Below are 26,263 nucleotides of genomic sequence, written 5' to 3'. Positions count from 1 at the left end.
GCCGGGCGCGTCGGGGCGCCGTCCGGCCGCCCGGCCGGAGCGCGCCCCCGGTCGGGGCGAGCTGGCTCGGGATCGGGGCGGCGGGGCTGTCGGGGGGCGGCCGGCGGCCTCATGCCCGCTCCCCGAGCCGGTCGAGGATCACCGGTCCCAGCTCGGTGACGTCGCCGGCGCCGACGGTCAGGACGAGGTCTCCAGGACGGGCGAGGTCCGCGACGGCGGTGGCCGCCTCGAGACGGTCGGCCACGTAGCGCCCCCGGTCGCCGTGGCGGGCCATCGCGGCCGTGATGAGGCCGCCGTCCACTCCCGGGACCGGGTCCTCCCGGGCGGCGTAGACGTCGGTGACGACCACCTCGTCGGCGGCGGCCAGCGCGGTGGCGAACTCCTCGGCGAAGGTGCGGGTGCGGGAGTACAGGTGCGGCTGGAACAGGACGAGGACGCGCCCCTCCCCCGCCGCGAGGCGGGCGGTGCCGAGGGTGGCGGCGACCTCGGTGGGGTGGTGCGCGTAGTCGTCGACCACCCGGACGCCGCCGGCCTCGCCACGGTCCTCGAACCGGCGGCCGGTGCCGGTGAACGCGCCCAGGGCGGCGGCCATGTCCTCCGGGCCGACGCCGAGCTCGAGCCCGGCGCACCAGGCGCCGGCCGCGTTGAGGAGCATGTGAGCGCCGCCGACGCGCAGGGTCAGCTCGACCTCGACGACGGCGTCGTCGAGGCCGGCGAGGGTCAGCCGGGCGGCGGAGCCGCGCCCCGTCAGCCGGTCCGCGGCCGCCAGGCGTGCGTGCGCCTCGACGCCCTCGGGCGCCTCGCCGCGCCCGTAGGTCACGACCCGGGTGCCGCGGGCCACGGCGTGCCGGACCAGCGCCAGCGCCCCGGGGTCGTCGGAGCACGCGACCAGCAGCCCGCCGGGCACGATGCGGTCGGCGAACTGCTCGAACGAGCGCCGGAAGGCCGCCTCGCTGCCGTGGTGGTCGAGGTGGTCGGGCTCGACGTTGGTCACCAGCGCGACCCGCGGGGTGTAGTTGAGGAAGGAGCCGTCGGACTCGTCGGCCTCGGCCACGAAGGCGCGCCCGGCGCCCAGGTGGGCACCGGTGCCCAGCGCCAGCACGGTGCCACCGATGGCGTAGGACGGATCCTCGCCCGCCGCCTGCAGCGCGACCGCGAGCATGGCCGAGGTCGAGGTCTTGCCGTGCGCACCGGCCACGGCGACGAAGTCGAGCCCCTCGGCGGCCTGCGCGAGTGCCTGCGAGCGGTGCAGGACCTCCAGGCCACGCTCCCGCGCGGCCACGAGCTCGGGGTTGTCCGGGCGCACGGCGGTGGAGACCACCAGGGAGCCCGAGCCCGGCACGTGCGACGCGTCGTGGCCGACGTAGGTCCGCACGCCGGCCGCGCGGAGGCGGGCCAGCGCGGCGGAGTCGCGCTGGTCGGAGCCGGAGACCTCGTGCCCGCGGGCGGCGAGGAGCTCGGCGACGGCGGACATGCCGGCCCCGCCGACGCCCACCAGATGGAAACGCTCAGCCATGCCGGCCCTCCTCGGTGCCGCGTCCTGCGGCCTCACGCACGAGCGCGGCGAGCTGGGCGGCGCCGTCGCGTGGGCCGGCCGTGGCGGCGGCGCCGCCGCGGCGGCGCAGCTCCTCGCCGTCGCCCAGCAGCTCGCTGACGTGCGCGGCGACCCACGCGGCGTCCAGGTCGACGTCCTCGACGAGCACTCCCCCGCCGGCGGCGACGACGTCAGCGGCGTTGAGCCGCTGCTCGCCGTTGCCGATCGGCAGCGGCACGTAGACCGCGGGCAGGCCGAGTGCGGCCAGCTCGGACACGGTGCCGGCGCCGGAGCGGCACAGCACCAGGTCCGCGCACGCGTAGGCGAGCTCCATGGCGCCGAGGTACTCCCGCACGTGGTAGTGCCGGGCGACCTCGGGGAGGTCGCGCGCGGCCGCGGCGACGGCCTCGCGCACCCCGGAGTCCTTGCCGCGTCCGGTCAGGTGGAACACCTGGGCGCCCGCGCCGACGAGGGCGGCGGCGGCCCCCGCGACGGCCTCGTTGAGGCGCTGGGCGCCGAGCGAGCCGCCGGTGACGAGGAGGGTGAGGCGCGCCGGGTCCAGATCCAGCTCGGCGGCGGCGGAGCGGCGCCGGGCCGCGGCACCGTCCGGCGTCGCCCGGTCGGCGACGAGCGCGGCGACGGCGGGGCGCAGCGGCAGTCCGGTCACCTCGGTGCGGCCCTTCGCCGCGCGCAGCGGCGTGGAGGCGAAGGTCAGGGCGACGACGGCGGCCCAGCGGGCCCCGAGACGGTTGGCCAGGCCGGGGCGGGCGTTCTGCTCGTGGATCACCACGGGGACGTTGCGCCGTCGGGCGGCTAGGTAGGCGGGGGTGGCGACGTAGCCGCCGAACCCGACCACCACCTGGGCGCCGCTGTCGGCGATCGCCCGGTCGGCCGAGCGCACGGCGCCGGCGAGGCGGCCGGGCAGGCGCAGCAGGTCGGGCGAGGGCCGGCGCGGCAGGGGCACGCGCTCGACCACGCGGAGCGGGTACCCGGCCTCGGGGACGAGCGTGCCCTCCAGCCCGGCCTCGGTGCCCAGCACGGTGATCTCGGCGCCGTCGTGCTCGCGCAGCTCCGCGGCGGTCGCCAGCAGGGGGTTGACGTGCCCCGCCGTGCCGCCGCCCGCGAGGAGGACCCGCAGCGGCTCAGCCACGACGCCCCCGTCCGACGACGGCGAGCGAGCGCCGCACGACCCCGCGGCGGGTGGCCAGCGCCTGGGCCGCGCCGGGCTCGGAGCGCGCGAAGGCCAGCAGCACGCCGATGGCGATGAGCGTGGAGATCATCGCCGACCCGCCGGCGGAGACCAGCGGCAGCGGCACGCCGATGACGGGCAGCAGGCCGATGACGACGCCGATGTTGACCAGCGCCTGGGCGAGGATCCAGGTGGCGATCCCGGCGGTGGCGATCTGCACGAACGGGTCGGTGTGGCGGCGCACGATGCGGAACATGCCGAGGGCGAGACCCCCGAAGAGCGCCAGGACGAGCAGGGTGCCGAGGAGCCCGAGCTCCTCGCCGATGATCGCGAAGATGAAGTCGTTGTGGGCCTCGGGGAGATAGGACCACTTCTCCCGGGAGGCGCCCAGCCCGACGCCGGAGAGCCCCCCGGTGCCCAGGCCCCACAGGCCGTGGCGCGTCTGGAAGCCCGCACCCGAGGGGTCCGCCTCGGCGAGGCCGAGGAAGGACATCACGCGGGTGGTACGGCTGTCAGAGGAGAGCACGAGCGCGGCGGCCACGCCCGCGCCGAGGACGCCCGCGGCGGCGAACCACTTCATCGGCAGGCCGGCGACGAAGAAGGCACCGGCGACGAGGGCGACCATGACGAGCACGGTGCCCATGTCGTGCCCGGCGAGGACCAGGCCGATCGCCAGCACCGAGCCGATGCCGGCGGGGACGAGGACGTGCTTCCAGTCGTCGAGGAGGTGGGCCTTGCGGGAGAGCACCAGGCCCAGCCACAGCGCCAGGGCGAGCTTGAGGAACTCCGAGGGCTGCATCGTCTGGCCCAGGCCGGGGATGATGATCCAGTTGACGTTGCCGTTCTCCTCGAGCCCGAGGGGCGTGAAGATGAGCAGCTGCAGCGCCAGCGCGCCGCCCATGGCCGGCCAGGCCAGCCGCTTGTACCAGGCGACGGGGATGCGTGAGGCCACCAGCGCCAGGGGCAGGCCGATGATGACGAACTTCGCCTGGCCGAGGAACTCCGCGTAGGGGTTGCCGTCGTTGTCGCGGATGGAGGAGATCGTCGACGCGGACAGCACCATGACCACGCCGAGAGCGAGCAGGAGCAGCGCGGCGACGGCGACGAGGTAGTAGCTCAGCGCGGCCACCTCGCCGGAGCGGGCGGCGGCGCCCGTGGCGCCGCGGGGCGCGCGGCCGCGGCCGGCGGGCCGGGCCGCCTGCGCGGCCGGGCGGGCCGGGCGCCCCCCGGGGCGCGAGGAGCGGGCCGGGCGGGGGCGCCGGACGCCGTCGAGCGTGGTCATCTGCTCCCCCGAAGCTCTCGTGCCGCGCGGGCGAAGGCGTCGCCGCGCTCGGCGTAGTCGCGGAACTGGTCCATCGATGCGCACGCGGGTGCCATCAGCACGGTGTCGCCCGGCCGGGCGAGCCGCGCCGCCTCCGCGACCGCCCGCGTCATCACGTCCCCATCCTCGCCAGCGTCGACCTCGATCACCGGGACGTCGGCCGCGTGTCGTGCCAGCGCCCCGCGCAGCGGCTCACGGTCGACCCCGATGAGGACGGCGGCGCGCAGCCGGTCGCGGTGGGCGGCGACGAGGTCGTCGAACGTGGCGCCCTTGGCGAGCCCGCCCGCGATCCACACGACGGTCCCGGCCGGCAGGGCGCCGAGCGACGCCGCGGCGGCGTGGGCGTTGGTGGCCTTGGAGTCGTCGACGTAGGCGACGCCGTCGACGGTGGCCACGAGCTCGATCCGGTGGGCGCCGGGGGCGTAGTCGCGCAGCCCCTGGCGCACGTGCTCCGGCGCCACCCCGTGGGCGCGGGCGAGCGCGGCGGCCGCGAGGGCGTTCGCGAGCACGTGGTCCGGCACGTCGGCGCCGGCGGGGGCGAGGTGGGCGAGGTCGGCGCGGGTCGCGAGCTCGGCGGCGGCGTTGTGCCGCTCGGCGATGAACGCCCGGTCGACGAGGAACTCCTCCACCAGGCCGAGCTGGCCCACGGCCGGGGTGCGCAACGTGGTGCCGACGGCGCGGGCGCCCTCGACGACCTCCGCCTCCTCGACCATCGCGCGTGTGACCGGGTCGGCCTCGTTGTACACGCAGGCCACCTGGGTGCGCTCGTACACCCGTGCCTTGTCCGCCCGGTAGGCCTCGTAGGAGCCGTGCCAGTCGATGTGGTCGGGCGCGAGGTTCAGGCAGGCGCTGGCCTGCGGGCTGACGGTGTGGGTGGAGTGCAGCTGGAAGCTCGACAGCTCCACCGCGAGGACGTCCGCTCCCCCGGCGGCGGCGACCCGCACGATGGGGGTGCCGACGTTGCCGACCGCGGGGGCGTTCTCCCCGGCGGCGGTGATGATGGAGGCGAGCATCGAGACCGTGGTGGTCTTGCCGTTGGTGCCGGTCAGGGTCAGCCACGGCGCCCGCGACCCGTCGGGGCGCCGCGCCTGCAGGCGCCACGCGAGCTCGACCTCGCTCCACACGGGCACGCCCGCGGCGGCCGCGCGCACGTGCAGCGGCGAGACGGCGGGGATGCCGGGCGAGACGACGACGACGTCGGGCCGGGCGGCGAGAACCCGCTCGGCCAGCTCGGCCGGGTCGGCGGCCGCGGACAGCGTCGTGGCCGCGGGCACCTCGCCGCTCTCGCGGGCGGCGTCGAGCGCGGACTCGGCGGCGTCGTGGCCCCACAGCGTCGCCCCGGTGGTGCCGAGGACCTCGAGGGCAGCCCGGCCGGAGGCCCCGAGGCCGACGACGGCGACGCGGGCGCCGTCGAGGTCCTGCGCGGGCGGACGGCCGGTCATGACGGCGCCACCGAGACCCACTCGGCGTAGAACAGGCCCAGGCCCAGCGCCACGCACAGGGCGGCGATGATCCAGAAGCGCACCACGATGGTGACCTCGCCCCAGCCCTTGAGCTCGAAGTGGTGGTGGAGCGGGGCCATGCGGAACACACGCTTGCCGGTCATCTTGAAGAAGCCGATCTGGATGACGTCGCTCATGACGATGATGACGAACAGGCCGCCGAGGATGACAGCGAGGAACTCGGTGCGCGTGAGGATCGACAGCCCGGCCAGCGCGCCGCCGAGCGCCAGGGAGCCGGTGTCGCCCATGAAGATCTGCGCCGGGGAGGTGTTCCACCACAGGAAGCCGAAGCATGCGCCGACGATGGCGGCCGTGACGATCGCCAGGTCGCGGGGGTCCCGCACCTCGTAGCAGCCGGGACCCGGCTCGGCGAGGTACTGGCACGACTGGTTGGACTGCCAGATGGTGATCACGGTGTAGGCACCGAAGACGAACATCGAGGCGCCGGTGGCGAGCCCGTCGAGGCCGTCGGTGAGGTTGACGGCGTTGCTCCAGGCCGTGATGAGGAAGTTCGCCCACAGCACGAAGAGCACCAGCCCGAGGCCGGCGCCGGCCCACGCGAGGTCGATCCCGGTGTCGCGGATGAAGGAGATCTGGGTCGAGGCGGGCGTGCGGTAGTTCTCGTTCTCGAACTGCAGGGCGAGCACGGCGAAGGTGATGCCGATGACGGCCTGGCCGATGAGCTTGCTGCGCTCGTCGAGGCCCAGGGAGCGCTGCCGCGAGATCTTGATGTAGTCGTCGAGGAAGCCGATCAGGCCCATGCCGACCATGAGGAAGAGCAGCAGCAGGCCGGAGGCGTTGGGCAGCCGGCCGCTGGCCATGTTGGAGATCGTGTACCCCAGCAGCGTGGCGCCGATGATGACGACGCCGCCCATGGTGGGCGTGCCGCGCTTGGTGAAGTGGGCGGTCGGGCCGTCCTGCCGGATGAACTGGCCGTAGTTCTTGGCCACGAGGAGCCGGATGAACAGCGGCGTGCCGGCCATGGCCACGACGAGCGCGACGGCCCCGGCGATCAGCACGGACATCATGAGGCGGTCCTCCCGGTGGTGCCCTCGAGCAGCGCGTCGGCCAGCCGCCAGATGCCGGAGCCGTTCGACCCCTTCAGCAGGACGACGTCGCCCGGCCGCAGCCGCTCGCCCAGGAGCGTCCGCGCGGCGTCGACGTCGGGGACGTGCACGACGGCGGTCGCGTCACCGTCCGCCTCCCGCGCGCCGTCGGCCAGCGGGGCGGTGCCCTCCCCGACGGCGACGACGACGTCCACGCCGAGGCCCGCCGCGTCCGCGCCGACGGCGCGGTGCTCGTCGGCGGAGTACTCCCCCAGCTCGAGCATCTCGCCCAGCACGGCGACGCTGCGCCGCCCGGCCGCGAGCCCGACGAGGGCGCGCAGACCGGCACGCACCGAGTCGGGGTTGGCGTTGTAGGAGTCGTCGACCACGCGCACGCCGTCCGGGCGGTCGCGCACGTCCATCCGGTGCGGGCTCGCGGCCCCGGCGCCGGCGAGGACGTCCACGACGGTCTCCGGGGCGACGCCGAGGTCGAGGGCGACGGCCGCCGCGGCCAGGGCGTTGGTGACGTGGTGCTCGCCCACCAGGGCGAGGTGGACGTCCGCCGACGCCTGGGGGGCGTGGAGGCGGAAGGCGGCCCGTCCGGCGTCGTCGAGGCGCACGTCCTCCGCGCGGACGTCGGCGCGGGCGGACCGGCCGAAGGTGAGCACGCGGCCCGGCGCGAGGGACGCCATGGCGGCGACGCGGGCGTCGTCTGCGTTGAGGACGGCGGTGCCGCCGGGGGCCAGGCCGGCCACGAGCTCAGACTTGGCGCGGGCGACGTTCTCGATGCCGCCGAACTCCCCGAGGTGGGCGCGGCCGACGGCGAGGACGACCGCGACGTCGGGCGGCGCGACGGAGGTGAGGTACTCGAGGTTGCCGACGTGGTCGGCGCCCATCTCCAGGACGAGGGTCCGGGTGGTGCCGGTCGCGCGGAGCACGGTCAGCGGCAGGCCGATCTCGTTGTTGAACGAGCCGGGCGGGGCGATGTGCTCCCCGAGCGGTGCGAGCAGGCGCGCGAGGAGGTCCTTCGTGGTGGTCTTGCCGACCGAGCCGGTCACGGCGACCACACGCAGCGGGTCCGCGGGGGTGCGCCGTGACCGCAGCTCGGCGAGCACGTGCCGGGCGAGACGGCCCAGGGCGGCGGCGACGTCGTCGACGAGGACCGTCCGCCCCGGGTCGGTGCCGGGGACGGCGCGGGTGACGAGCGCCCCGGCGGCGCCCGCGTCCAGGGCAGCCGCGACGAAGTCGTGCCCGTCGACGTGCTCGCCGTCGAAGGCGGCGAACAGCGTGCCGTGGCCGACCGCGCGCGAGTCGGTGACGACGTCGCCGGTGACGGGCGTGCGTCCCTCCCCCGCGAGCTCGCCCCCCGTCACTGCGGCGACCTGCGCGAGCGTCATCGTGATCATCAGTTCAGTCCTCCGGCGCGCAGCGCGAGAGCGGCGCGCACCTCTTCGCGGTCGTCCAGGTGGTGGTCCACGCCGGCGATCTCCTGGACGGTCTCGTGCCCACGGCCGGCCACGAGCACCGTGTCGTCCTCGCCGGCCTCGAGGACCACCGTACGGATGGCCTCGGCCCTGCTGGCAATCTCGACCACGGTGGTGTCGGGCACATGCCCCCGGGCGGCGGCGAGCACCTCGGCCCTGATCTGCTCCGGCGGCTCGTCGTGCGGGTCGTCGTCCGTGACCACGACCACGTCGGCCCCCTCGACGGCCAGGCGCGCCATCTCCGGGCGCTTGGTCCGGTCGCGGGAGCCCGTGGCGCCGAACACCAGGACCAGCCGGCCCGCCGTCGTCGGCCGCAGCGCGGCGAGGGCCTGGGCGAGCGCGCCGGGGTTGTGCGCGAAGTCGACGATCACCCGCGGGCGCTCGGCCAGCTGCTCCATCCGGCCGGGCACCCGGGGGCTCAGCCCGCCGGCAGCGGCGAGGGCGTCCTCGAGCTCGGCGGCGCCGACCCCGCTCTCGAGCACCATCGCGGCGGCCAGGGCGGCGTTGGCGAGGTTGAACCCGCCGGGCAGGGCGGTGCGCGTGCGCAGGGTGCGGCCGTCGCGGTGGGTGAGCGTGAAGGCGGTGCCGGAGGCGTCAGCGGTGACCTCGTGGACGCGCCAGTCGGCCTCGTGCGCACCGGTGGCGGAGAGGGAGACGACGGCGCCCGGGCGGGCCGTGGCGGAGCGCTCGGCGAGCCGCCAGCCCCACTCGTCGTCGACGAGGACCACGCCGCGGTGCGAGCGGGCCGGGGTGAACAGGTCCGCCTTGGCCTCGAAGTACTCCTCCAGGGTGGCGTGGAAGTCCAGGTGGTCCTGGGTGAGGTTGGTGAAGCCCGCGACGTCGAACACCACGGGGTTCACGCGGCCCAGGGCCAGGGCGTGCGAGGAGACCTCCATCACGAGGTCGTCGACGTCCTCGGCGACCATCTGCGCGAGGAGCGCCTGCAGGTCCGCGGGCTGCGGCGTCGTCAGGGTGGCAGGAACGGCGCGCCCGCCCACGCGGACCTCCACGGTACCGATGAGACCGGTGCGCCGGCCGAGCGCGCGGAGAGCGTGGTCGAGCATGAAGACGGTCGTGGTCTTGCCGTTCGTGCCGGTGACGGCGAACGTGCCGAGCGCCTCCGCGGGCCGGCCGTAGACCGTCGCGGCGAGCTCACCGAGCAGCGCCGGGACGTCCGGCGCGACCAGGACCGGCACGCCGAGCGGGCCGGTCCCGGCGAGCAGACGCGCGCCTGCCGGGTCGGTGAGGACCGCGGCCGCGCCGGCGCTGACCGCGGCGCCGGCGTAGCGGGCGCCGTGGACCCGCCCGCCCGTGTGGGCCGCGAAGAGATCACCGTCGGCGATCTCCCGGTTGTCCGCGCGCACCCCCCGGACGCCGACCTCCGCCCAGTCGGGCCCGCTCCCGTCCGCGACGGCCAGCCCGAAAGTGGCGGCGAGGTCGCCCAGCCGGGTGGGCGCGGGCACGGCGGAAGAAGGGCTCGGTACGGCGAAAGTCACCGCCCCATTGTTGTCCCTCTCGCGGCCGCGTCCATTCGGGGCGCTCACTGCTCCGGCTCGAGCGGCAGGTTCGGCGTGGGCTCCGTCGACGGCGGCACGCCCATGTCCCGGAGCGCGAAGCCCATCACCTCGCGGAACGTGGGAGCCGCGACGGTGCCGCCGTAGGAGGTGCCCGCACCGCGGTACACGACCACGCCCACCGCGACGCGGGGGTTCTCGGCGGGCGCCACGCCCACGAAGGAGCCGAGGCGGTTGCTGATGCCACCGGCGTCGTCGAGGATCTGAGCGGTGCCGGTCTTGGCGGCCACCCGGTAGCCGGGCACGGCGCCCTGGGGGCCCGTGCCGCCCTTCTGGACGACGGTCTCCATCATGGCCAGCATCTTGGCGGTGGTCTCCTCGGAGAGGATCTGCTCGCCCTCGTCGACCTCCGTGGGCGTGAAGGTGCCCTCGCCGTCGGTGGTGCCGTCGACGATGTGCGGGTCGACCCGGACCCCGCCGTTGCCGAGGGTCGCGGCCATCGACGTGTTCTGCAGGAGAGTGACGGACATGCCCTGGCCGAACATCGTGGTGTAGCGGGTGCGCCCGTCCCAGGCGTCCGGGTCGCGGACCACGCCGGAGGCCTCGCCGGGCAGCTCGATGCCGGTCTTCTCGCCGAACCCGAAGCCGCGCAGGAGGTTGAAGCGTTCGCGATCGTCGACCATGTCGCCGATCTGCACCGTGGCGGTGTTGGAGGACATCTGCAGCGCGCCGGTGGTGGTGAGGTGGAAGGTCTCGTGCGGGCTGTTGTCCCGGAAGGTCTGGCCGTTGGGCATGGTGAGGGTGTCGGGCACGGTGAAGGGCGTGTCGGTGTCGATGACACCCTTCTCGAGGCCGAGGGCGAAGGTGGGGAGCTTGCCGGTCGAGCCGGGCTCGTAGGGGCTGGAGACGGCGCGTGAGCCGCGGTCCTCCGGCGCCCAGTCCTGGTAGTTGCCCGGGTCGACGGTGTTCGAGTCGGCCAGGGCGAGGATGCGGCCCGTGCCGATCTCCTCGACGACCACGGCGCCCCACGCCGCGCCGAACTTCTCGACGGCACCGTCGATGCTGGTCTGGGCGACGTGCTGCAGATCGCGGTCGATGGTCGTGTGCACGGTGTGCCCCTGGACGGCGGGCACCTCCTCGCGGTGACCGGTGGGGATGACCTGCCCCGTGCCGCCGATCTCGACGGTGAGCGAACCGTCCTTGCCGGTGAGGACGTCGTCCATCGTGAGCTCGAGCCCGGCCAGACCCTGCCGGTCGCGGCCGACGTAGCCGATGACGTTGCCCGCGGTGGTGCCGTTCGGGTAGATCCGCTGGGTGGTCTCCTCGGGCTCGATGCCGGGGATGTTCAGGGCGTCGATCTCGCGCCACTGCTCCGGGGTGAGGCCCTTGGCGAGGTAGACGAAGGTCGACTCACCCACCATCTGCGCGCCGAGCTCCGCCTTGTCGCGGCCGAGCAGGGGGGCGAGGACCTCGGCGGCCGCGGCCGCGCCGGTGGAGACGACCTCGCCGGTCTTCTCGTCCTCGAGCTCGTAGTTGCGCACGAGCAGCTGGTTGACGCCGACGTTGTACCGCTCGACGGAGGTGGCGAGGATCTCGCCGTCGCTGTCGACGATGTCGCCGCGGGGTGCGCGGATCGCCGAGGTGCGCGTGCGGTCCTCCCGCGCCTGCTGCGCGAGCTCGGGCCCCTGGAAGGCCTGGACGTAGACGAGCCGTCCGCCGAAGACGAGCAGGACCGTCAGGACGAGGACGAGGATGGCCTGGAGGCGTACCCGCTGGCCGCGCTCCGCGACGGTCCGTGCGCTCATCCCTCGGCCTCCGCCCCCAGGATGCTGCCCTCGGAGAGGAGCACGAAGCGGATGTCCTCGGCCGGGACCATGCCCAGCTCGGTGGCCCTGGTCTGGAGGGCGGCCGGCGAGCCGGCCTCCTCCACCTGGGCGCGCAGGGACGCCTCGCCCTCGTCGAGGCGGTTCAGGGCGATCTGCTTGTCGTGGATCTCATAGGCCGTGGCGGCCATCTGCGTGTTGAGCAGGAGGACCCCGAGGAGCGCCGCGGCGAGGATCCCGACGCACAGCACGATGAAGGGGACGACGCTGCGCGCGGGGGCCGGGCTGGGCACCACCTCCAGGCGGGGTCGCCACGAGACTCGTGGCGCAGTCGCTCTGGTCACGCGTGCTGGTGCAGCGCTCATGCGGCATTCCTCCTGGTGCTCCGGTCGGGGGGCGGGAGCAGGTGGTCGGGGGTCGGGCGGATTCGTCGGGCGGCGCGGAGCCGGACCGAGGCGGCGCGCGGGTTGCGCGCGCGCTCCTCGTCGTCCGCCTCCTCCGCCCCTCGGGTCAGCAGCTCGAGGTACGGACGGTGGGTCTCGGGCTCCACCGGCAGGTCCGGCGGGGCGGAGCTGCGCGCCCCGCGGGCCAGGACGGTCTTGACGGCGCGGTCCTCGAGCGAGTGGTAGGACTCGACGACGATCCGGCCGTCGACGGCGAGCGCCTCGACCGCACGGGGCAGGGCGCGCTCCAGGACCTCGAGCTCACCGTTGACGGCGATCCGCAGCGCCTGGAACGTGCGCTTGGCCGGGTTGCCGCCCGTCCGGCGGGCGGCCTGGGGGATGTTCTCGCGGACGATCTCCACCAGCTCGCCCGTGCGCTCCAGCGGGGCCGTGGCGCGGCGACGCACGATGGCGGCGGCGATCCGTCCCGCGAACTTCTCCTCGCCGTAGACGCGGAGGATGCGGCGCAGCTCGGCCTCGTCGGCGGTGGCGAGCAGCTCGGCGGCGGAGACGCCGCTCGACTGGTCCATCCGCATGTCCAGCGGGGCGTCCTGCGCGTAGGAGAAGCCGCGAGAGGCGTCGTCGAGCTGGAGGGACGAGACCCCCAGGTCCATCAGGACGCCCTGGACGTGCCCGTCGCGTCCGTGCTCCGCCGCGACGTCGTCGATGTGGTCGTACGTCGCGCGGACCGGGGTGAAGCGACCGGCGAAGGGGGCCAGACGCGCCCCGGCGAGCTCCAGGGCCCTGGGGTCGCGGTCGATGCCGACGACGTGAAGGCCGGGGAACCGGCGCAGCGCCGCCTCGGTGTGCCCGCCCATGCCCAGCGTGGCGTCGATCATGACGGCGCCGGGCGCGTCGACGGCGGGGGCCAGAAGGTCGAGGCAGCGGCCCACGAGCACGGGGACGTGCAACGCGTCCGCGTCCGCCTGGCTCATGCGGGGCTCCTGGTCCGTTCGGGTTCTGTGCACTGCTGGTGGTTGCTGGTCGGGGGCCCTCCGCCGCCCGACCAGGACTCCCTCCGCCTGCTCTGGCGCCGGGGAAGTGCGCCAGAGTCGCGGTGAGAGACCTCGTCGTGCGGGGGGTCGGGCCGGGTCGGGGTGAGAACGGAACGGGTGGCGCTCAGAACAGTCCGGGGACCACCTCCTCCGCGGTCTCGGCGAAGGCCTGCTCCTGCTCGGCCAGGTAGGTCTCCCAGGCCGCCGCGTCCCAGATCTCGATGCGGGTGCCCGCGCCGATCACTGCCAGGTCCTTCGTGAGGCCCGCGTACTGGCGCAGCGCCGGCGGGACCGTGATGCGGCCCTGCTTGTCCGGGACCTCGTCGGCGGCGCCGGAGAGGAAGACGCGCAGGTAGTCCCGGGCCTGCTTGCTGGTGACGGGCGCCTGGCGGAGCTTCGTGTGCATCTCCTCGAACTCCCGCATGGGGAAGGCGTAGAGGCAACGTTCCTGACCGCGGGTGAGCACGATGCCGGCCGCCAGCTGGTCGCGGAACTTCGCGGGAAGGATGAGCCGGCCCTTGTCGTCGAGGCGGGGCGCGTGGGTGCCCAGGAACACATCTGCACCCCCCTCCTTCTCCGCTCGCCACCAGTGAGCCCCACATTACTCCACTTCCCTCCCCTGCGCAGGGTTTAGCGCGGGTATTTTGGGCAGCGACCCGCCTGAATCCGCAGATCAGCGCGGGGAGTGGCCGGTGGAGGGAAATTCCGCCCTCTGCGTCGTGGGTACGCCGGTGCGGACGAACCGCGCACCATCACCTCCCCTGCCGACCTGTGTGCTCCTGGTCGCGACACCGGTGGGAACGGCGTAGTGCCACCGATCGGCGGTTCGGGCAGGCCGCTCGCCGCAGCCGTGCGCCGAGCGTGGAGCGGCGGCGGCGAGCCGTCGTGGAGCGAAGTGGAGAGGCCCTGCGGTTCGGGACGGAGACGCTGCGTGGAGCGGGGTGGAGGACGCCGCGTGGAGCGGGGTGGAGGACGCCGCGTGGAGCGGGGTGGAGGACGCCGCATGGAGCGGGGTGGAGGACGCCGCGTGGAACGAGATGGAGGACACCGCGTGGAGCGAGGTGGAGGGCCCAACCAGATCGGTCCGGGGTCCGGGATCGGGTGCGCTACCTCAGCGGCGACGAGCCACGGCGGGTGTCATGGCGCCGGCTGCCACCGGCGCCGGGGCGGCCCGGCTCGCGGTCGGCCCGGAAAGCACACAGCCCGTCACCGATCGGCGACGGGCTGCTTCAGCGTTTCGTTCGATGCGTGGGCCTCAGCGCCCTCGCTCCTCGTTACGCCGGTTCCACCTGTCTTCCTGACGCTGCATGAACCCGCCCGAGGGCGGCACCTTCCCACCCGGCCGACGGATGCCACCTCGGCCACCGCCGCGGGACGCACCACCGCGCGGCCCGGTGATGGCGAGCAGCACGCCCCCGAGCATCGCGACGAAACCGAGCACCCCGAGCCAGATGTAACCGGTGGCGACACCACCGATCAGACCGCCGAGGCCCAGCAGGAAGAGCAGGATGCCCAGGCTTAGCCGGCGCACGTTCGGCCGAGGCCGGTCAGCGAGCGTGTTGGCGAGCCGGGGGTCATCAGAGCGCAGCTGCTGCTCCATCTGCTGAAGCATGCGCTGCTCATATTCGGAGAGAGGCATCGGACCTCCAGTCTCGCCACGTCCCGCCGCACCGACGGTGTATGGATCAGGATAGGTCCCCCGACCCGCTCTTGAAAGCGGAGTGCCGATTGTTGCCCAGCAGGGATGCCGGCCGGAGGATCTGCGAGCCGAAGCGGGCCCTGACCCCGTCCATCGCGCGCTCGGCGCGCGCCTGCTGCGGGTCATCGTCCAGCGCCGACTGCACGCCCGTGGTGGCGGCAGCGGTCAGCCGCTCGGCGCGGACGCCCAGCAGGCGGATGCCCGCCTGCGGGATCTCGACGCCGGCCAGGAGGTCGCGCGCAGCCGAGTGGACGTCGTGCGCCAGGTCGGTCGGCACCGCCAGGGTCCGCGATCGTGTCAGCGTGGTGAAGTCGGCGTGCCGGACCTTGATGGCCACGGTCCACGCGACCATGCCGTCGGCCCGCAGCCGGGCGGCGCACTCGTGGCTCTGACGGAGAAGCACCCGCTCGAGCTGCGCCCGGTCGGCGATGTCCTCCGCGAAGGTCGTCTCCGTGCCGACCGACTTCTCCACGCGGGTCGGTTCCACCCGGCGCGCGTCCACGCCCCAGGCGAGCTCGTGCAGACGCTGACCGGCGGCCACCCCCAGCGTCCGGTGAAGGACCGTCAGGGGCGTGGCGGCCAGCTCGGCGACCGTGTCGATGCCGTGCCGCTCGAGCACCTGCTGCGTCTTCTCCCCCACCCCCCACAGCGCGCCGACGGGCAGGGAGTGCAGGAAGGGCACCGTGGCGTCGGCCGGCACGAGAAGCAGGCCGTCCGGCTTCGCGTGCGTCGACGCCAGCTTCGCGACGTGCTTGCTGGACGCGACGCCCACGGAGGCAGGCACGCCCGAGCGTCGGCGGACCTCGGCACGGATCCAGCGGGCGATCTCGACCGGGGACCCCATCCGCCGCACAGCCCCGGAGACGTCGAGGAAGGCCTCGTCGATGCTCACCTGCTCCATGACCGGTGTCACGTCGGCCAGGACGGACATGACCTCGCGGGAGACCTCCGCGTAGCGCGCGTGCCGGCCGGGCAGCACGACCGCCTGCGGGCACAGCACCTTGGCGCGACTGGCGGGCATCGCCGAGTGGACGCCGAACGCACGAGCCTCGTAGCTCGCGGCGGCCACCACACCGCGGTGCTCCCCGCCGACGATGACGGGCAGCCCGCGGAGCTCGGGCCGGTCGAGGATCTCCACGGAGACGAAGAAGGCGTCCATGTCGACGTGGAGGATGGTGCAGCCCGTGTCGTCCTCGCCCCAGGACCGGCGCGCGGCGGCGCTGCGCGGGGCTCTGCTCACCCTCACCACCCCTCTCGCCGGTCCGGGCCCAGGCTCCGGTCCGGGCCCAGGCTAACGTGGCTGGGTGCCAGACCGCCGTCGTCGTCCCGCCCCCTCCGCACCGAAGGTGCACGACCTGCCCACCGAACCGGTGCAGACCTCGCTCGGCACGGCGAGCCTGCGCCGGGACCCCGGCGCCCCGAACAGGGTCACCTTGCTGCTCGGCAGCACGGAGAGCTCCCACCTCGACCTCGAGGACCCCGGGTACCTCGAGTTCGAGTACATGCAGCAGATGGCGGTGCTCCTCGACGCCTCGCGTCCTGCCGGGCCCGTCCGTGCGCTCCACCTCGGCGGCGCCGGCTGCGCCTTCCCGCGCGCCCTCGAGGCCCGCCGTCCGGGTTCGACCCAGCTCGCCGTCGAGATCGACAAGGTGCTCGCGGCCCTGGTGCGCCAGTGGTTCGACCTGCCGCGGGCGCCCCGGCTGCGCATCCGGACGGGCGACGCCCGCGCCGTGACGGCCGCGCAGCGACCCGCGTCCTGGGAGGTGGTCGTGCGGGACGTCTTCGCCCACGCCGAGGTCCCCCGTCACGTGCGGACGCTGGAGGCCGCGGCCGAGGTCCGCCGCGCCCTCGTGCCCGGGGGGCTGTACCTGGTCAATCTGACCGACCATCCGCCGCTGTACAAGGCACGCGCGGAGGTCGCGACGCTGCAGGAGGTTTTCGCCGACGTCCAGCTGGTGGCCGACCCCGCCATCCTGCGGGGCCGGCGGTACGGGAACGTCGTGCTCGCGGCGTCGGACGTGCCGCTGCCCGTGACCGCGGTCGAGCGGGGGCTGCGCCGGCTTCCGCTGCCGGTCCGGCTGCTCCACGGGGCGGAGCTCGACAGCTTCCGTGGCACGGTGCCGCCGGTGCGGGACGACCCGGGACCCGGGACCGAAGGACCGGACCGGCCGGGGCCCGACGCCGCGCCGCCGGCAACCAACCCTGCCCCGCCCGCAGCCGAGGCCGTCCCGCCGGGGCGATGAGTCACCCGGGAAGAACGACGGGCCCGCACCCTCAGGTGCGGGCCCGTGCGGGTGGGCCGGCATGACCGACCCGGAGGTCAGAGAGCGCGGACGTTCTCAGCCTGCGGCCCCTTGGGGCCCTGGGTGATCTCGAACTCGACGCGCTGGGCGTCCTCGAGGGAGCGGTAGCCGTCGGACTGGATCGCCGAGTAGTGGACGAACACGTCGGGGGCGTTGCCACCGTCCTGCTCGATGAAGCCGTAGCCCTTCTCGGAGTTGAACCACTTCACGGTTCCCTGTGCCATCTTGCTGTGTCCTTCCGGGACGTCGTGGGCCAGCCCTGTGCCGGACCCCGTTCTCGCCGCACCTCGTCCCACTTCCTTGCCCGGGAACCGACCCGCGGAGCGGACGGTGCCCGTGGGGCTGGCCGTGACCCGCCCCGGACCGCACGTCAGGGAAACGCCGTTGCAACGGCCACAGCATGGCAGAAGTCACGTCGGCGGACCAGGGATCTGGGGACGAATTCCGGACCGTCGCCGGAACCTGCGGATCGAGGGTCGTCCTGGCCGGCCGGAGGCTCCCGGGAGCGGTCAGCCGTGACGACGCCGGGGCCGCCGTAGACGCTCCAGCACCTCGCGCACCGGCGGCACGACGACGCCCCCCTCGGCCATGCGGCGCCGGGTCGCCCGGCGGCAGACCAGCAGCCCGGCGAGACCGACCGCCCACAGGAGCACCTGGGAGGACATGGCGAGCCGGAAGTCGGCGAGGGTGTAGGCGCCGTCCGGGCGGACGACGTCGAGAACGCTCCCGACGAGGAAGATCGAGACGAGGGAGGCCACGAAGCCGCCGACGTTGACCAGGCCGGTCGCCGTCCCGAGCCGGGCGGCGGGGACGAAGGAGCGGGCGAAGTCGAAGCCGATGTTCGACGCGGTGGCCGAGACGGTCAGGACGACCACGAGGAGCGCCAGCTGCCACACCGGGCGCGGGGTGGTCGGGACCAGCACCGAGGCCCACACCACGATCGTGGCGACGACCGCCCCGAGCACCAGCCAGGAGCGACGCAGCGGGTGCCGGCCCTGGAGGTAGCCGGTGACGGGACCCGTGACCACGCCCGCGAGCGCGGCGAGCGTCAGCAGTGAGCTCGCGCCGGCCGTGCTCACCCCCTGCCCCGCCGTGAGGAAGGGCACGCCCCAGAGCAGCAGGAAGGTGTTCGTGGGGAACAGGCAGACGAAGTGGGTGAAGAACCCGAGCCAGGTGCCCGGCTCCCGGACGACGGCGGAGATCGGCACCCGGGTGGGCTCGGCCGCCACCGGCGCGGCGGGCACCTCGGCGCCGGTCCCCACCGGCTGCACCGACTCGGACCGGCGGGCCGGGCGCGACGGGCGCGCCGGATGGTCACGCACGACGGCGAGGACGAGCAGCGCCACGAAGACGCCCAGGGCCGCCAGTGACGCGAAGGCGGTCGTCCAGCCGGCTCCCAGCAGCAGCGCCAGGAACGGGACGGCGGAGATGATCTGACCGGTCTGCCCGATGATCCCCGTCATCTGGGTGAGCAGCGGGACGCGCTGGCTGGGGAACCACGCGGGGACCAGCCGGAGGACGGAGACGAACGCGGTCGCGTCGCCGACGCCCACCAGCACCCGCGCCACGAGGGCGAGCGGGAGTGTGTCGACCAGTCCGAGCATGAGCTGGCCGGCGGCCAGGATCAGCGCACCGGTGAAGATGACCTTCCTGCTGCCGACCCGGTCCAGGACGATCCCCACCGGGACCTGGGCCGCGGCGTAGACGCCGAGCTGGACCACCACGAAGAGGGAGAGCACCGACGCCGAGATGTCGAAGCGCTCCACGGCCTGCAGGCCGGCGACGCCCAGGGACGTACGACCGGTGGTGGCGACGATGTAGGCCGCCAGGCCGGCCCCCCACACCGTGGCGGCCACTCGCGAGGGGGCAGGGGCCTGGAACGGGGACACGGCTGCCATTGTCCCAGGCAGGCGCGCACGGCGCGGCCAGGGCACGGGCCGCGGGTGATGAGTCTGCTCACAGCCCGCGGCCGGGCGGGGTCAGGCCTGCTCGGGCCGCCCGCCGTCGTCGCCCTGCTGCTCGGCCAGGAAGGCCTCGAGCTCGGCGCCGATCTGGTCCGCCGTCGGGATGGAGTCCGGCTCGGCCAGCAGCGTCTTGTGCGTCGGCTGCGCCGCCGCCTCCATGAAGGCGTCGTACTGCTGCTCGAGCGCGTGCACGACGGCGCCGACCTCGGCCGAGGCGGAGACCTGCGCCTCGATCAGGCGGGCGGTCTCCGCCGCGGCCGCCTCGAGCTCGCCCACCGGCAGGGCGAGCCCGGTGCTCGCGGCCACCTGCCGGACGAGCTCCGCGGCGGCCTGCGGGTACTCGGACTGCGCGAGGTAGTGCGGGACGTTCGCGGCGAAGCCGAGCGCGTCGTGCCCGGTTCGCCCGAGACGAAGCTCGAGGAGCCCGGCCACGCTGCCCGGGATCTGCACGCGGCCCATGAGGTGGCGCTGCGGGTCGACGAGGCCGTCGCGGCTGGCGTGCGCGGTGACGCTGATCGGGCGGGTGTGCGGGACGGCCATCGGGATGCCCTGCAGGCCGATGGTCCGCTGCACGCCGAGGGCCTCGACGAGGTCGACCACCGCGGCCGTGAACCGGTCCCACTGCAGGTCCGGCTCCGGGCCGTGCAGGAGCAGCAGCTCGGTGCCCTCGTCGTCGCGCAGGCGGTCCAGCGCGATCACGGGCTCGTCGTAGTCGGTGTAGCGCCAGTCCTCGAACGTCATGGCTGGCCGGCGCGAGCGGTAGTCGACGAGGGCGTCGGAGTCGAAGGTCACCACGCGCTCGGCGGGCAGGGACTCGAGCAGGTGACGAGCCACCATCTCACCGGCGTGCCCGGCGTCGAGCGCCCCGCGAAGGGCGTGGACGAGCACCGGCACGGGCCCGTTGTCGAACGCCTCCGGGCTCACGGAGTACAGCTCCTGGGGATCGCGCATGCTCGGCGCTCCTCTCCTCTTCGTCACGTCGGTCGGTCTCTGCCATTCCTAACGTCGGGGGCGTCCGCATCATTCCACGCACGGGCCCGGGCGGGCGGGAACGGTCCGAAAGGTGCGGTCCAGCTGGCGGACCGCCTGCGGCGCGTGGCTTCGTGGCCGATAATGGATGGCCGTGTGCCGCTGTCACACACCCGTGCCGCCGTCACACACCGCAGACCACGAGGAGCTTGCGTGCCACGAGAGGCCACCACGCCCGAGCAGGCCGTGCCCGCCGCGACCGCCCAGGCGGCCGTCGCCGAGGAGCAGAAGTACCTGGACGTCGTGTACGCCAGGCTCGACGAGCTGCGCGCCGCCTACCGCCGGAGGCTGGCGGAGGTACGCCGGGGCGGGCCGTCCGGCTCGCCGCAGAACCGCTCCGAGCGTGACGCGTTCGCGGCGCACTACGAGGACACCGTCGCGCGCCTGGACCACGTGGAGAACCGGCTCGTCTTCGGCCGGCTCGACCTGCGCGGCGGGCGGGACCCGCGCTACGTCGGGCGCATCGGGATGTCGGACGCCGAGCACGACCAGCTGCTGATCGACTGGCGCGCGCCCAGCGCACGCCCGTTCTACCAGGCGACCGCCGCCCACCCCGGCGACGTCGTGCGCCGTCGCCACCTCATGACCCGCGCCCGCACGGTGGTGGGGGTGGAGGACGAGCTGCTGGACCACGCGCACCTCGACGAGGACGTGGCCGACGGCCTCACCGGCGAGGGTGCGCTCTTCGCGGCGATGTCGGCCGCCCGCGAGGGCCGGATGAGCGACATCGTCGCCACCATCCAGTCCGAGCAGGACGCGGTGATCCGCTCCCCCCTCGACGGCGTCCTGGTGGTGCAGGGTGGGCCGGGCACCGGCAAGACGGCGGTCGCGCTGCACCGCGCCGCCTACCTCCTCTACGCCCACCGCGAGCGGCTCGAGCGCTCCGGCGTGCTGCTCGTGGGACCCTCGCGGGTGTTCCTGCGCTACATCGAGCAGGTCCTGCCGTCCCTCGGCGAGACGGACGTCGTCGCGACCACCATGGCCGAGCTGCTCCCGGGCACGACGGCGACCGCCCCGGAGCGGGCCGAGGTCGCCGAGGTCAAGGGCCGCACCACCATGGCGCACGTCCTCGGCCGGGCCGTACGCGCGCTGCAGCGAGTCCCCGGCGAGGTGCAGGAGCTCGACGTCGAGGGCGTGACGCTCCACCTGCGCCCGGAGGACGTGCGCACCGCCATGGCGCGGGCCCGCCGCAGCGGTCTGCCCCACAACCAGGCTCGGGAGACCTTCGCCCTGACGATCCTCGACACGCTCGTGCGCGAGTACGCCGCCGCCCGGGGCAACGACGGGGACGACCCCGAGGACCGCGCGTGGCTGCGTGAGGACGTGCGCACCGCCCGGGACGTGCGCCGCGCCGTGAACCTGTGCTGGATGCCCACCACCGCGCACGGCCTGCTCGAGCGGCTGTACGCGCGCCCCGACCTGCTCGCCCCCCACGCCCGCGGGCTGTCCCCGCGTGACCGCGAGCTGCTGCGGCGCGAGAAGGGCTCGCCGTGGACGGTGGCGGACGTGCCGCTGCTGGACGAGCTCGCCGAGCTGCTCGGCCACCACGAGCAGGCGGAGTCGGCCCGCGCGGCGGCGGAGGCCCGCCTCCAGGCCGCCGAGGAGGTGCGCTACGCGCAGGAGGCCATCACCTCCCAGGGCCTGGGCATGGGGATGGTCAGCGCCGAGATGCTCGCGGAGCGCTTCGCCGCCACCGGCCCGCGGCTGACGACGGCGGAGCGCGCGGCCGCCGACCGGACGTGGACCTACGGGCACGTCGTGGTCGACGAGGCGCAGGAGCTCTCCCCCATGGCGTGGCGCGCGCTGCTGCGGCGGTGCCCGTCCCGGTCGATGACGGTCGTGGGCGACCTCGCCCAGCGCAGCGGGCACCGGCCGGCACGCTCCTGGGAGGAGGTGCTCGGCGCGGCCGGCAGCGAGCATGTCCGGGAGGCTGTCCTGACCGTCAGCTACCGCACGCCCGCCACGGTGATGGACACCGCCACCGCGGTCATGACGGCGCTCGGCGCCGAGCCCGCGTACCCGGTGCGCGCCGCCCGCGACCTGCCGGACTCCCTGGCGACCACCCGCGCCGAGCCCGCCGAGCTCGCGGCCGTCACGGCGGCCGTGCTGCGCGACGAGCTCGCTGCCCTCGACGCCGGGGCCGGACGCGGAGCCGGACGCGTCGCCGTCATCGTCCCCCCGGGCTCCGAGCGCGCCGTGGGCGCGGCACTCCTCGCCGAGCACGACCTGCGGGAGGCGCTGACGTCCGGCCACGGCGACCCGCTGGGTGCGCGCGTGGCCGTCGTCGACCCGGTCGAGGCCAAGGGTCTGGAGTACGACGTCGTCGTGCTCGCCGAGCCGGCCGCCGTGCTCGAGGGCGGCACGGGGGACCTGTACGTGGCGATGACACGCCCCACCCGGCGCCTGCACGTCGTCCACTCGGCCGACCTGCCGGCGGGGTTCCCTTCCGGCGCCTGACGCGGGGCGGCGGCGGGCGCCGAGCGCCCCGCGTCGAGCGCCGAGCGCCGTGGTGAGCAACACCACGCGCCCACGTGGTGGACCGGCTTGCTCCGCATCCCGAGACAGGCGGACCATGGGTCGGTGGCCCGCGCACTGCTTCTCGAGAACCCGCACCCCGACGCCGACCCGATCCTGGCCGATGCCGGGTTCGAGGTGGTCCGGCACGCCGGCGCCATGGAGGAGGACGAGCTGATCGAGGCCCTCGAGGGCGTCGACCTCCTCGGGATCCGCTCCACCACCCACGTGACCGAGCGGGTCCTCGCGGCCCACCCCGGTCTGACGGCGATCGGCGCGTTCTGCATCGGCACGAACCAGATCGACCTGCGCGCGGCCGCCCGGCGCGGCATCGCGGTGTTCAACGCCCCCTTCTCCAACACCCGCTCCGTCGTCGAGCTCGCGGTGGCCGAGATCATCGCCCTGACCCGCCGGCTGACGGTGCGCGACAAGGCCCTGCACGGCGGCGTCTGGGACAAGACCGCGTCGGGCTCGCACGAGGTGCGCGGACGCACCCTGGGCATCGTCGGGTACGGCAACATCGGCACCCAGCTCTCCGTCGTCGCCGAGGCCCTCGGTATGCGCGTGGTGTTCTTCGACACCGCGGAGAAGCTGGCGCTCGGCAACGCGCACCGCATGGGCTCGCTGGCCGAGGTGCTCGCCGTGTCCGACGTCGTCACGCTCCACGTCGACGGTCGGGCCGGCAACGCCGGCATGTTCGGCCGCGAGCAGTTCGAGCAGATGAAGCACGGCGCCTCGTTCCTCAACCTCTCGCGCGGGTTCCTCGTGGACTACTCCGTGCTGCGGGAGAAGATCCTCGACGGCTCCATCTCCGGCGCCGCCGTCGACGTCTTCCCCAGCGAGCCGCGCAAGAACGGCGACCCGTTCGACTCCGAGCTGCGCGGGCTGCCGAACGTGATCCTGACCCCGCACGTCGGCGGGTCGACCCAGGAGGCGCAGGAGAACATCGGGCACTTCGTGGCGAACAAGCTGAGCAAGTACGTGCGTGCCGGGTCCACCGACCTGTCGGTGAACCTCCCGCGCCTCACGCTCCAGCCCTCCGACGCCGCCCGTTACCGCGTGGCGTTCGTGCACCGCAACACCCCCGGCGTCCTCGCGCTGGTGAACCAGACCTTCGCCGAGCACGGCGCGAACATCGAGGGGCAGATCCTCGGCACGCTCGGCGAGATCGGGTACGTGGTCACGGACATCGGCTCGGAGCTGCCCCGCGAGGCGATCGAGGCGGTCCGCGAGATGGAGGACACGCTGCGGCTGCGGGTCATGGTCCGGCCGGGCTACGAGGACGCCGACGGCGGCGAGGCCTGACGGCCGGGCCGCGCCGGCGGCCGGGCCGGATCTTCGGCCGCCCCTCCCGGGCGAGGCGGCGGCCCCCGCCCTGCTCGCAGTACCGTCGGGGGCATGTTCACCCCCGCGCCCGAGCGCTACGACACCATGACCTACCGCCGCTGCGGCCGCAGCGGCCTCGACCTGCCCGCGATCGCCCTCGGGCTCTGGCAGAACTTCGGCGAGGCGAACCCCTACGCCACCCAGCGCGACATCGTGCTGCGCGCGGTCGACCTGGGCATCACCCACATCGACCTGGCGAACAACTACGGGCCGCCCCCCGGCTCGGCGGAGAAGCACTTCGGGCGCATGCTCGCCGAGGACCTCGCCGGCCTGCGGGACGAGCTGGTCATCTCGACCAAGGCCGGGTACGACATGTGGCCCGGCCCCTACGGGAACGGCGGCTCGCGCAAGTACCTGCTGGCCTCCCTCGACGCCTCGCTCGAGCGCATGGGGCTGGACTACGTGGACCTGTTCTACTCGCACCGCTTCGACGCGACGACGCCGCTGCGCGAGACCATGGGCGCGCTCAAGACGGCCGTCGACTCCGGCCGCGCCCTGTACGCCGGCATCTCGTCCTACTCCGCCGAGCGCACCCGTGAGGCGCTCGAGATCGCCGCGGAGATCGGGCTGGACATCCTCGTCCACCAGCCCTCGTACTCGCTGCTGAACCGGTGGGTGGAGGAGGGCGAGCCGAGCCTGCTCGACGTCCTCGGCGACGCCGGCATGGGCGCGGTGGTCTTCTCCCCGCTGGCCCAGGGGATGCTCACGGACAAGTACCTCGACGGCATCCCGGAGGGCTCGAGGGCCGCGCGCGGCGGCTCGCTCCGGCGGGAGTTCCTCGAGGAGACCACGCTCACCCACGTCCGTGCGCTCAACGAGATCGCTGCGGAGCGGGGCCAGACTCTCGCCCAGATGGCCATCGCGTGGGTGCTGCGCGACCCGCGCGTCACCACGGCGCTGGTCGGCGCCTCCAGCGTGGCTCAGCTCGAGAGCTCGGTGCAGGCGCTGGACAACCTCGCGTTCAGCGAGGAGGAGCTGGCCCGGATCGACGGGCACGCCGTCGACGCCGGCATCAACATCTGGGCGCCGCGCTCGTCGAACCTGTAGGCGCGGCGTCGTCGGCGGGCGGCTTCCCCTCCGCCCCGCCGACGGCGGTCAGCGGGCCGGGGCCTCCTGGGCGGCCCCGCCCGGGCCCAGGCTGGCCATGTCGTCGGCCACGGCAGGCGCCGCGGCGTCGGCGGCCGGAGGCGGTCCGTCGGCCGACGTGTCGTCGGGCCGCTCCGCGGAGCCCAGGTCCTCGTCGCGCTGCCCCGCCCTCGCCCCAGCCGCCGAACGCTCTGCGCGCTCGGCCCGCAGGATCGCGATCGCGTCCTCGAAGTCCTCCAGGCTGCTGAACGAGGAGTACACGCTCGCGAACCGCAGGTAGGCGACCTCGTCGAGCTGGCGGAGCGGCCCGAGTATGGCCAGGCCGATCTCGTGGGCGTCGATCTGCGCGGCGCCGGCCGCCCGTAGTGACTCCTCCACCTGCTGGGCGAGCAGCGCGAGGTCGTCGTCCGAGACGGGACGTCCCTGGCAGGCCTTACGCACGCCGGCGACCACCTTGTCCCGGCTGAAGGGCTCGCTCGCGCCCGACCGCTTGACCACCGTCAGGCTCGACGTCTCCACCGTGCTGAAGCGCCGCCCGCACGAGGGGCACTGGCGACGCCGACGGATGGCCGAGCCGTCCTCGGCCGTGCGCGAGTCGATCACCCGCGTGTCGGCGTGACGGCAGAACGGACAGTGCACGGTGGAGCTCCTCCCTGCGCCCGTCCCACGCGCGTCGGCCTGGGCGGCCGTCGCTGCGAGGACCGCACGTACCGGCGGCACGGGCACCTGAGGAACCGTAGGACCGCGCCGACCCCCGACGCAACCACGCCCCACCGACCCCCCGCCGGTCGACATGCGGCTCCCGTCCGCAGCTGCCCGGTCAGTCCACCGGCACCAGCAGCTCCTGGCCGACGGCCAGCTCCGACGAGGCGAGGCCGTTGAGCTCGGTGATCTCCGCGAGGACGTCGCGCGGGTCCTCACCGGGCGCCGCGGTGGCGCTCGCCAGCGACCACAGCGTCTGCCCCGGGGCCACGGTCACCGTCGTCGTCGCGGACGACGACGCCGGGTTTGCGGCGGTGCCCACCAGAGCGCCCAGCCCGACGGAGGCTCCGGTCGCCGCGAGCAGGGCGAGGGTCGTGAGGACCCGGCGACCCCGGGCCGTCAGCCGCAGGCCGGGGGCCTCCTCCCGCGGCGGGCGGGAGACGACCGGCCGCACCGGCGCCGCCGGCGCGACCACGGGCGGGACGAAGCCGGGGCCGACGAGCTGAAGACTGCCCCGGCCGGCCGGCCGGGTGCCGACCCGGCGGCGTGCCGGACGCGCCGGCGCCGACCATGCGGGCTGTGCGACGAGTGCGCTCATCATCTTCTCCCTCGAACTGCTGTTCGTAGAACGTCTGTACGCAGACTAGCCGCCGACCCGTCCGATGTCGACACACCGTCGAACAATTGTTTGATATCGGGCGCGAGGCCTTCTAGGCTGACCTCGGAAAG

The 26,263-nt window shown here is 74.5% G+C and carries 21 protein-coding genes and 1 pseudogene; 4 read left to right on the top strand and 18 right to left on the bottom strand.

Annotated features, from left to right (window positions below; translation table 11 throughout):
* Positions 1–109 precede the first annotated feature (109 nt).
* From murC to dinB, 13 genes are all read right to left on the bottom strand, one after another.
* Complete coding sequence (murC, locus tag ABD774_RS05895; protein ID WP_345038711.1) at positions 110–1,516, bottom strand: UDP-N-acetylmuramate--L-alanine ligase; 1,407 nt, start codon at positions 1,514–1,516, stop codon at positions 110–112.
* Complete coding sequence (gene murG / locus ABD774_RS05890; protein ID WP_345038709.1) at positions 1,509–2,684, bottom strand: undecaprenyldiphospho-muramoylpentapeptide beta-N-acetylglucosaminyltransferase; 1,176 nt, start codon at positions 2,682–2,684, stop codon at positions 1,509–1,511. The genes murC and murG overlap by 8 nt, the downstream gene beginning before the upstream one ends.
* Complete coding sequence (gene ftsW, locus ABD774_RS05885) at positions 2,677–4,005, bottom strand: putative lipid II flippase FtsW (protein ID WP_345038707.1); 1,329 nt, start codon at positions 4,003–4,005, stop codon at positions 2,677–2,679. The genes murG and ftsW overlap by 8 nt, the downstream gene beginning before the upstream one ends.
* On the bottom strand, positions 4,002–5,486 hold the full coding sequence (murD, locus tag ABD774_RS05880) for a UDP-N-acetylmuramoyl-L-alanine--D-glutamate ligase (RefSeq protein ID WP_345038705.1): 1,485 nt from the start codon (positions 5,484–5,486) through the stop codon (positions 4,002–4,004). The genes ftsW and murD overlap by 4 nt, the downstream gene beginning before the upstream one ends.
* A complete protein-coding gene (gene mraY / locus ABD774_RS05875; protein ID WP_345038703.1) occupies positions 5,483–6,574 on the bottom strand; it encodes a phospho-N-acetylmuramoyl-pentapeptide-transferase in 1,092 nt (363 codons plus the stop codon). Before mraY ends, murD begins: the two co-directional genes overlap by 4 nt.
* Complete coding sequence (locus tag ABD774_RS05870) at positions 6,571–7,998, bottom strand: UDP-N-acetylmuramoyl-tripeptide--D-alanyl-D-alanine ligase (RefSeq protein ID WP_345038701.1); 1,428 nt, start codon at positions 7,996–7,998, stop codon at positions 6,571–6,573. The genes mraY and ABD774_RS05870 overlap by 4 nt, the downstream gene beginning before the upstream one ends.
* Positions 7,998–9,572, bottom strand: a complete 1,575-nt coding sequence (locus ABD774_RS05865) for a UDP-N-acetylmuramoyl-L-alanyl-D-glutamate--2,6-diaminopimelate ligase (RefSeq protein ID WP_345038699.1) — start codon at positions 9,570–9,572, stop codon at positions 7,998–8,000. Before ABD774_RS05865 ends, ABD774_RS05870 begins: the two co-directional genes overlap by 1 nt.
* A gap of 44 nt (positions 9,573–9,616) precedes the next feature.
* Entirely contained in the window at positions 9,617–11,395 is a 1,779-nt protein-coding gene (locus tag ABD774_RS05860; RefSeq protein ID WP_345038697.1) for a peptidoglycan D,D-transpeptidase FtsI family protein, read from the bottom strand.
* Complete coding sequence (gene ftsL, locus ABD774_RS05855; RefSeq protein WP_345038695.1) at positions 11,392–11,778, bottom strand: cell division protein FtsL; 387 nt, start codon at positions 11,776–11,778, stop codon at positions 11,392–11,394. Before ftsL ends, ABD774_RS05860 begins: the two co-directional genes overlap by 4 nt.
* Complete coding sequence (rsmH, locus tag ABD774_RS05850; protein WP_345038693.1) at positions 11,775–12,791, bottom strand: 16S rRNA (cytosine(1402)-N(4))-methyltransferase RsmH; 1,017 nt, start codon at positions 12,789–12,791, stop codon at positions 11,775–11,777. The genes ftsL and rsmH overlap by 4 nt, the downstream gene beginning before the upstream one ends.
* Before the next feature lie 184 nt (positions 12,792–12,975).
* Positions 12,976–13,407, bottom strand: a complete 432-nt coding sequence (mraZ, locus tag ABD774_RS05845; RefSeq protein WP_345038690.1) for a division/cell wall cluster transcriptional repressor MraZ — start codon at positions 13,405–13,407, stop codon at positions 12,976–12,978.
* Between the two features lie 699 nt (positions 13,408–14,106).
* Positions 14,107–14,490, bottom strand: a complete 384-nt coding sequence (locus ABD774_RS05840) for a DUF3040 domain-containing protein (RefSeq protein WP_345038688.1) — start codon at positions 14,488–14,490, stop codon at positions 14,107–14,109.
* 46 nt (positions 14,491–14,536) lie between these two features.
* The gene (gene dinB, locus ABD774_RS05835) at positions 14,537–15,790 is read right to left on the bottom strand and encodes a DNA polymerase IV (RefSeq protein ID WP_345038687.1); all 1,254 of its coding nucleotides are present in this window, start codon (positions 15,788–15,790) and stop codon (positions 14,537–14,539) included.
* Between the two features lie 64 nt (positions 15,791–15,854).
* On the opposite strand from dinB, the gene ABD774_RS05830 reads away from it, so the two are divergent.
* Positions 15,855–16,793, top strand: coding sequence for a spermidine synthase (locus ABD774_RS05830; RefSeq protein WP_345038685.1), 939 nt, complete (start codon positions 15,855–15,857; stop codon positions 16,791–16,793).
* 77 nt (positions 16,794–16,870) lie between these two features.
* On the opposite strand, the gene ABD774_RS05825 is transcribed toward ABD774_RS05830, so the two are convergent.
* The 3 genes from ABD774_RS05825 to ABD774_RS05815 all read right to left on the bottom strand — a co-directional run bounded on the left by ABD774_RS05825 (position 16,871) and on the right by ABD774_RS05815 (position 19,768).
* Positions 16,871–17,077 (bottom strand): cold-shock protein, encoded by a 207-nt coding sequence (locus ABD774_RS05825; RefSeq protein WP_248259021.1) that lies wholly within the window; start codon positions 17,075–17,077, stop codon positions 16,871–16,873.
* A gap of 285 nt (positions 17,078–17,362) precedes the next feature.
* The gene (locus ABD774_RS05820; protein WP_345038679.1) at positions 17,363–18,751 is read right to left on the bottom strand and encodes an MFS transporter; all 1,389 of its coding nucleotides are present in this window, start codon (positions 18,749–18,751) and stop codon (positions 17,363–17,365) included.
* Positions 18,752–18,832: 81 nt separating this feature from the next.
* A complete protein-coding gene (locus ABD774_RS05815) occupies positions 18,833–19,768 on the bottom strand; it encodes a PAC2 family protein (protein ID WP_345038677.1) in 936 nt (311 codons plus the stop codon).
* 231 nt (positions 19,769–19,999) lie between these two features.
* On the opposite strand from ABD774_RS05815, the gene ABD774_RS05810 reads away from it, so the two are divergent.
* The 3 genes from ABD774_RS05810 (at position 20,000) to mgrA (ending at position 24,793) form a co-directional block, all read left to right on the top strand.
* On the top strand, positions 20,000–22,303 hold the full coding sequence (locus tag ABD774_RS05810) for a HelD family protein (RefSeq protein ID WP_345038674.1): 2,304 nt from the start codon (positions 20,000–20,002) through the stop codon (positions 22,301–22,303).
* Positions 22,304–22,426: 123 nt separating this feature from the next.
* Positions 22,427–23,665 (top strand): phosphoglycerate dehydrogenase, encoded by a 1,239-nt coding sequence (serA, locus tag ABD774_RS05805; RefSeq protein ID WP_345038672.1) that lies wholly within the window; start codon positions 22,427–22,429, stop codon positions 23,663–23,665.
* Between the two features lie 93 nt (positions 23,666–23,758).
* Entirely contained in the window at positions 23,759–24,793 is a 1,035-nt protein-coding gene (gene mgrA / locus ABD774_RS05800; RefSeq protein ID WP_345038670.1) for an L-glyceraldehyde 3-phosphate reductase, read from the top strand.
* Between the two features lie 189 nt (positions 24,794–24,982).
* On the opposite strand, the pseudogene nrdR reads toward mgrA, so the two are convergent.
* A pseudogene (gene nrdR, locus ABD774_RS05795) lies at positions 24,983–25,471 on the bottom strand (transcriptional regulator NrdR); the annotation flags it as partial.
* 181 nt (positions 25,472–25,652) lie between these two features.
* Positions 25,653–26,132, bottom strand: a complete 480-nt coding sequence (locus ABD774_RS05790; RefSeq protein ID WP_345038666.1) for a LysM peptidoglycan-binding domain-containing protein — start codon at positions 26,130–26,132, stop codon at positions 25,653–25,655.
* Positions 26,133–26,263 lie beyond the last annotated feature (131 nt).

The sequence above is a fragment of the Georgenia daeguensis genome, assembly GCF_039537705.1.
GTDB classification, from domain to species: domain Bacteria; phylum Actinomycetota; class Actinomycetes; order Actinomycetales; family Actinomycetaceae; genus Georgenia; species Georgenia daeguensis.
The sequence above is the reverse complement of the archived record's forward strand: the minus strand, read 5'-3'. Positions and strand labels throughout refer to the sequence as shown.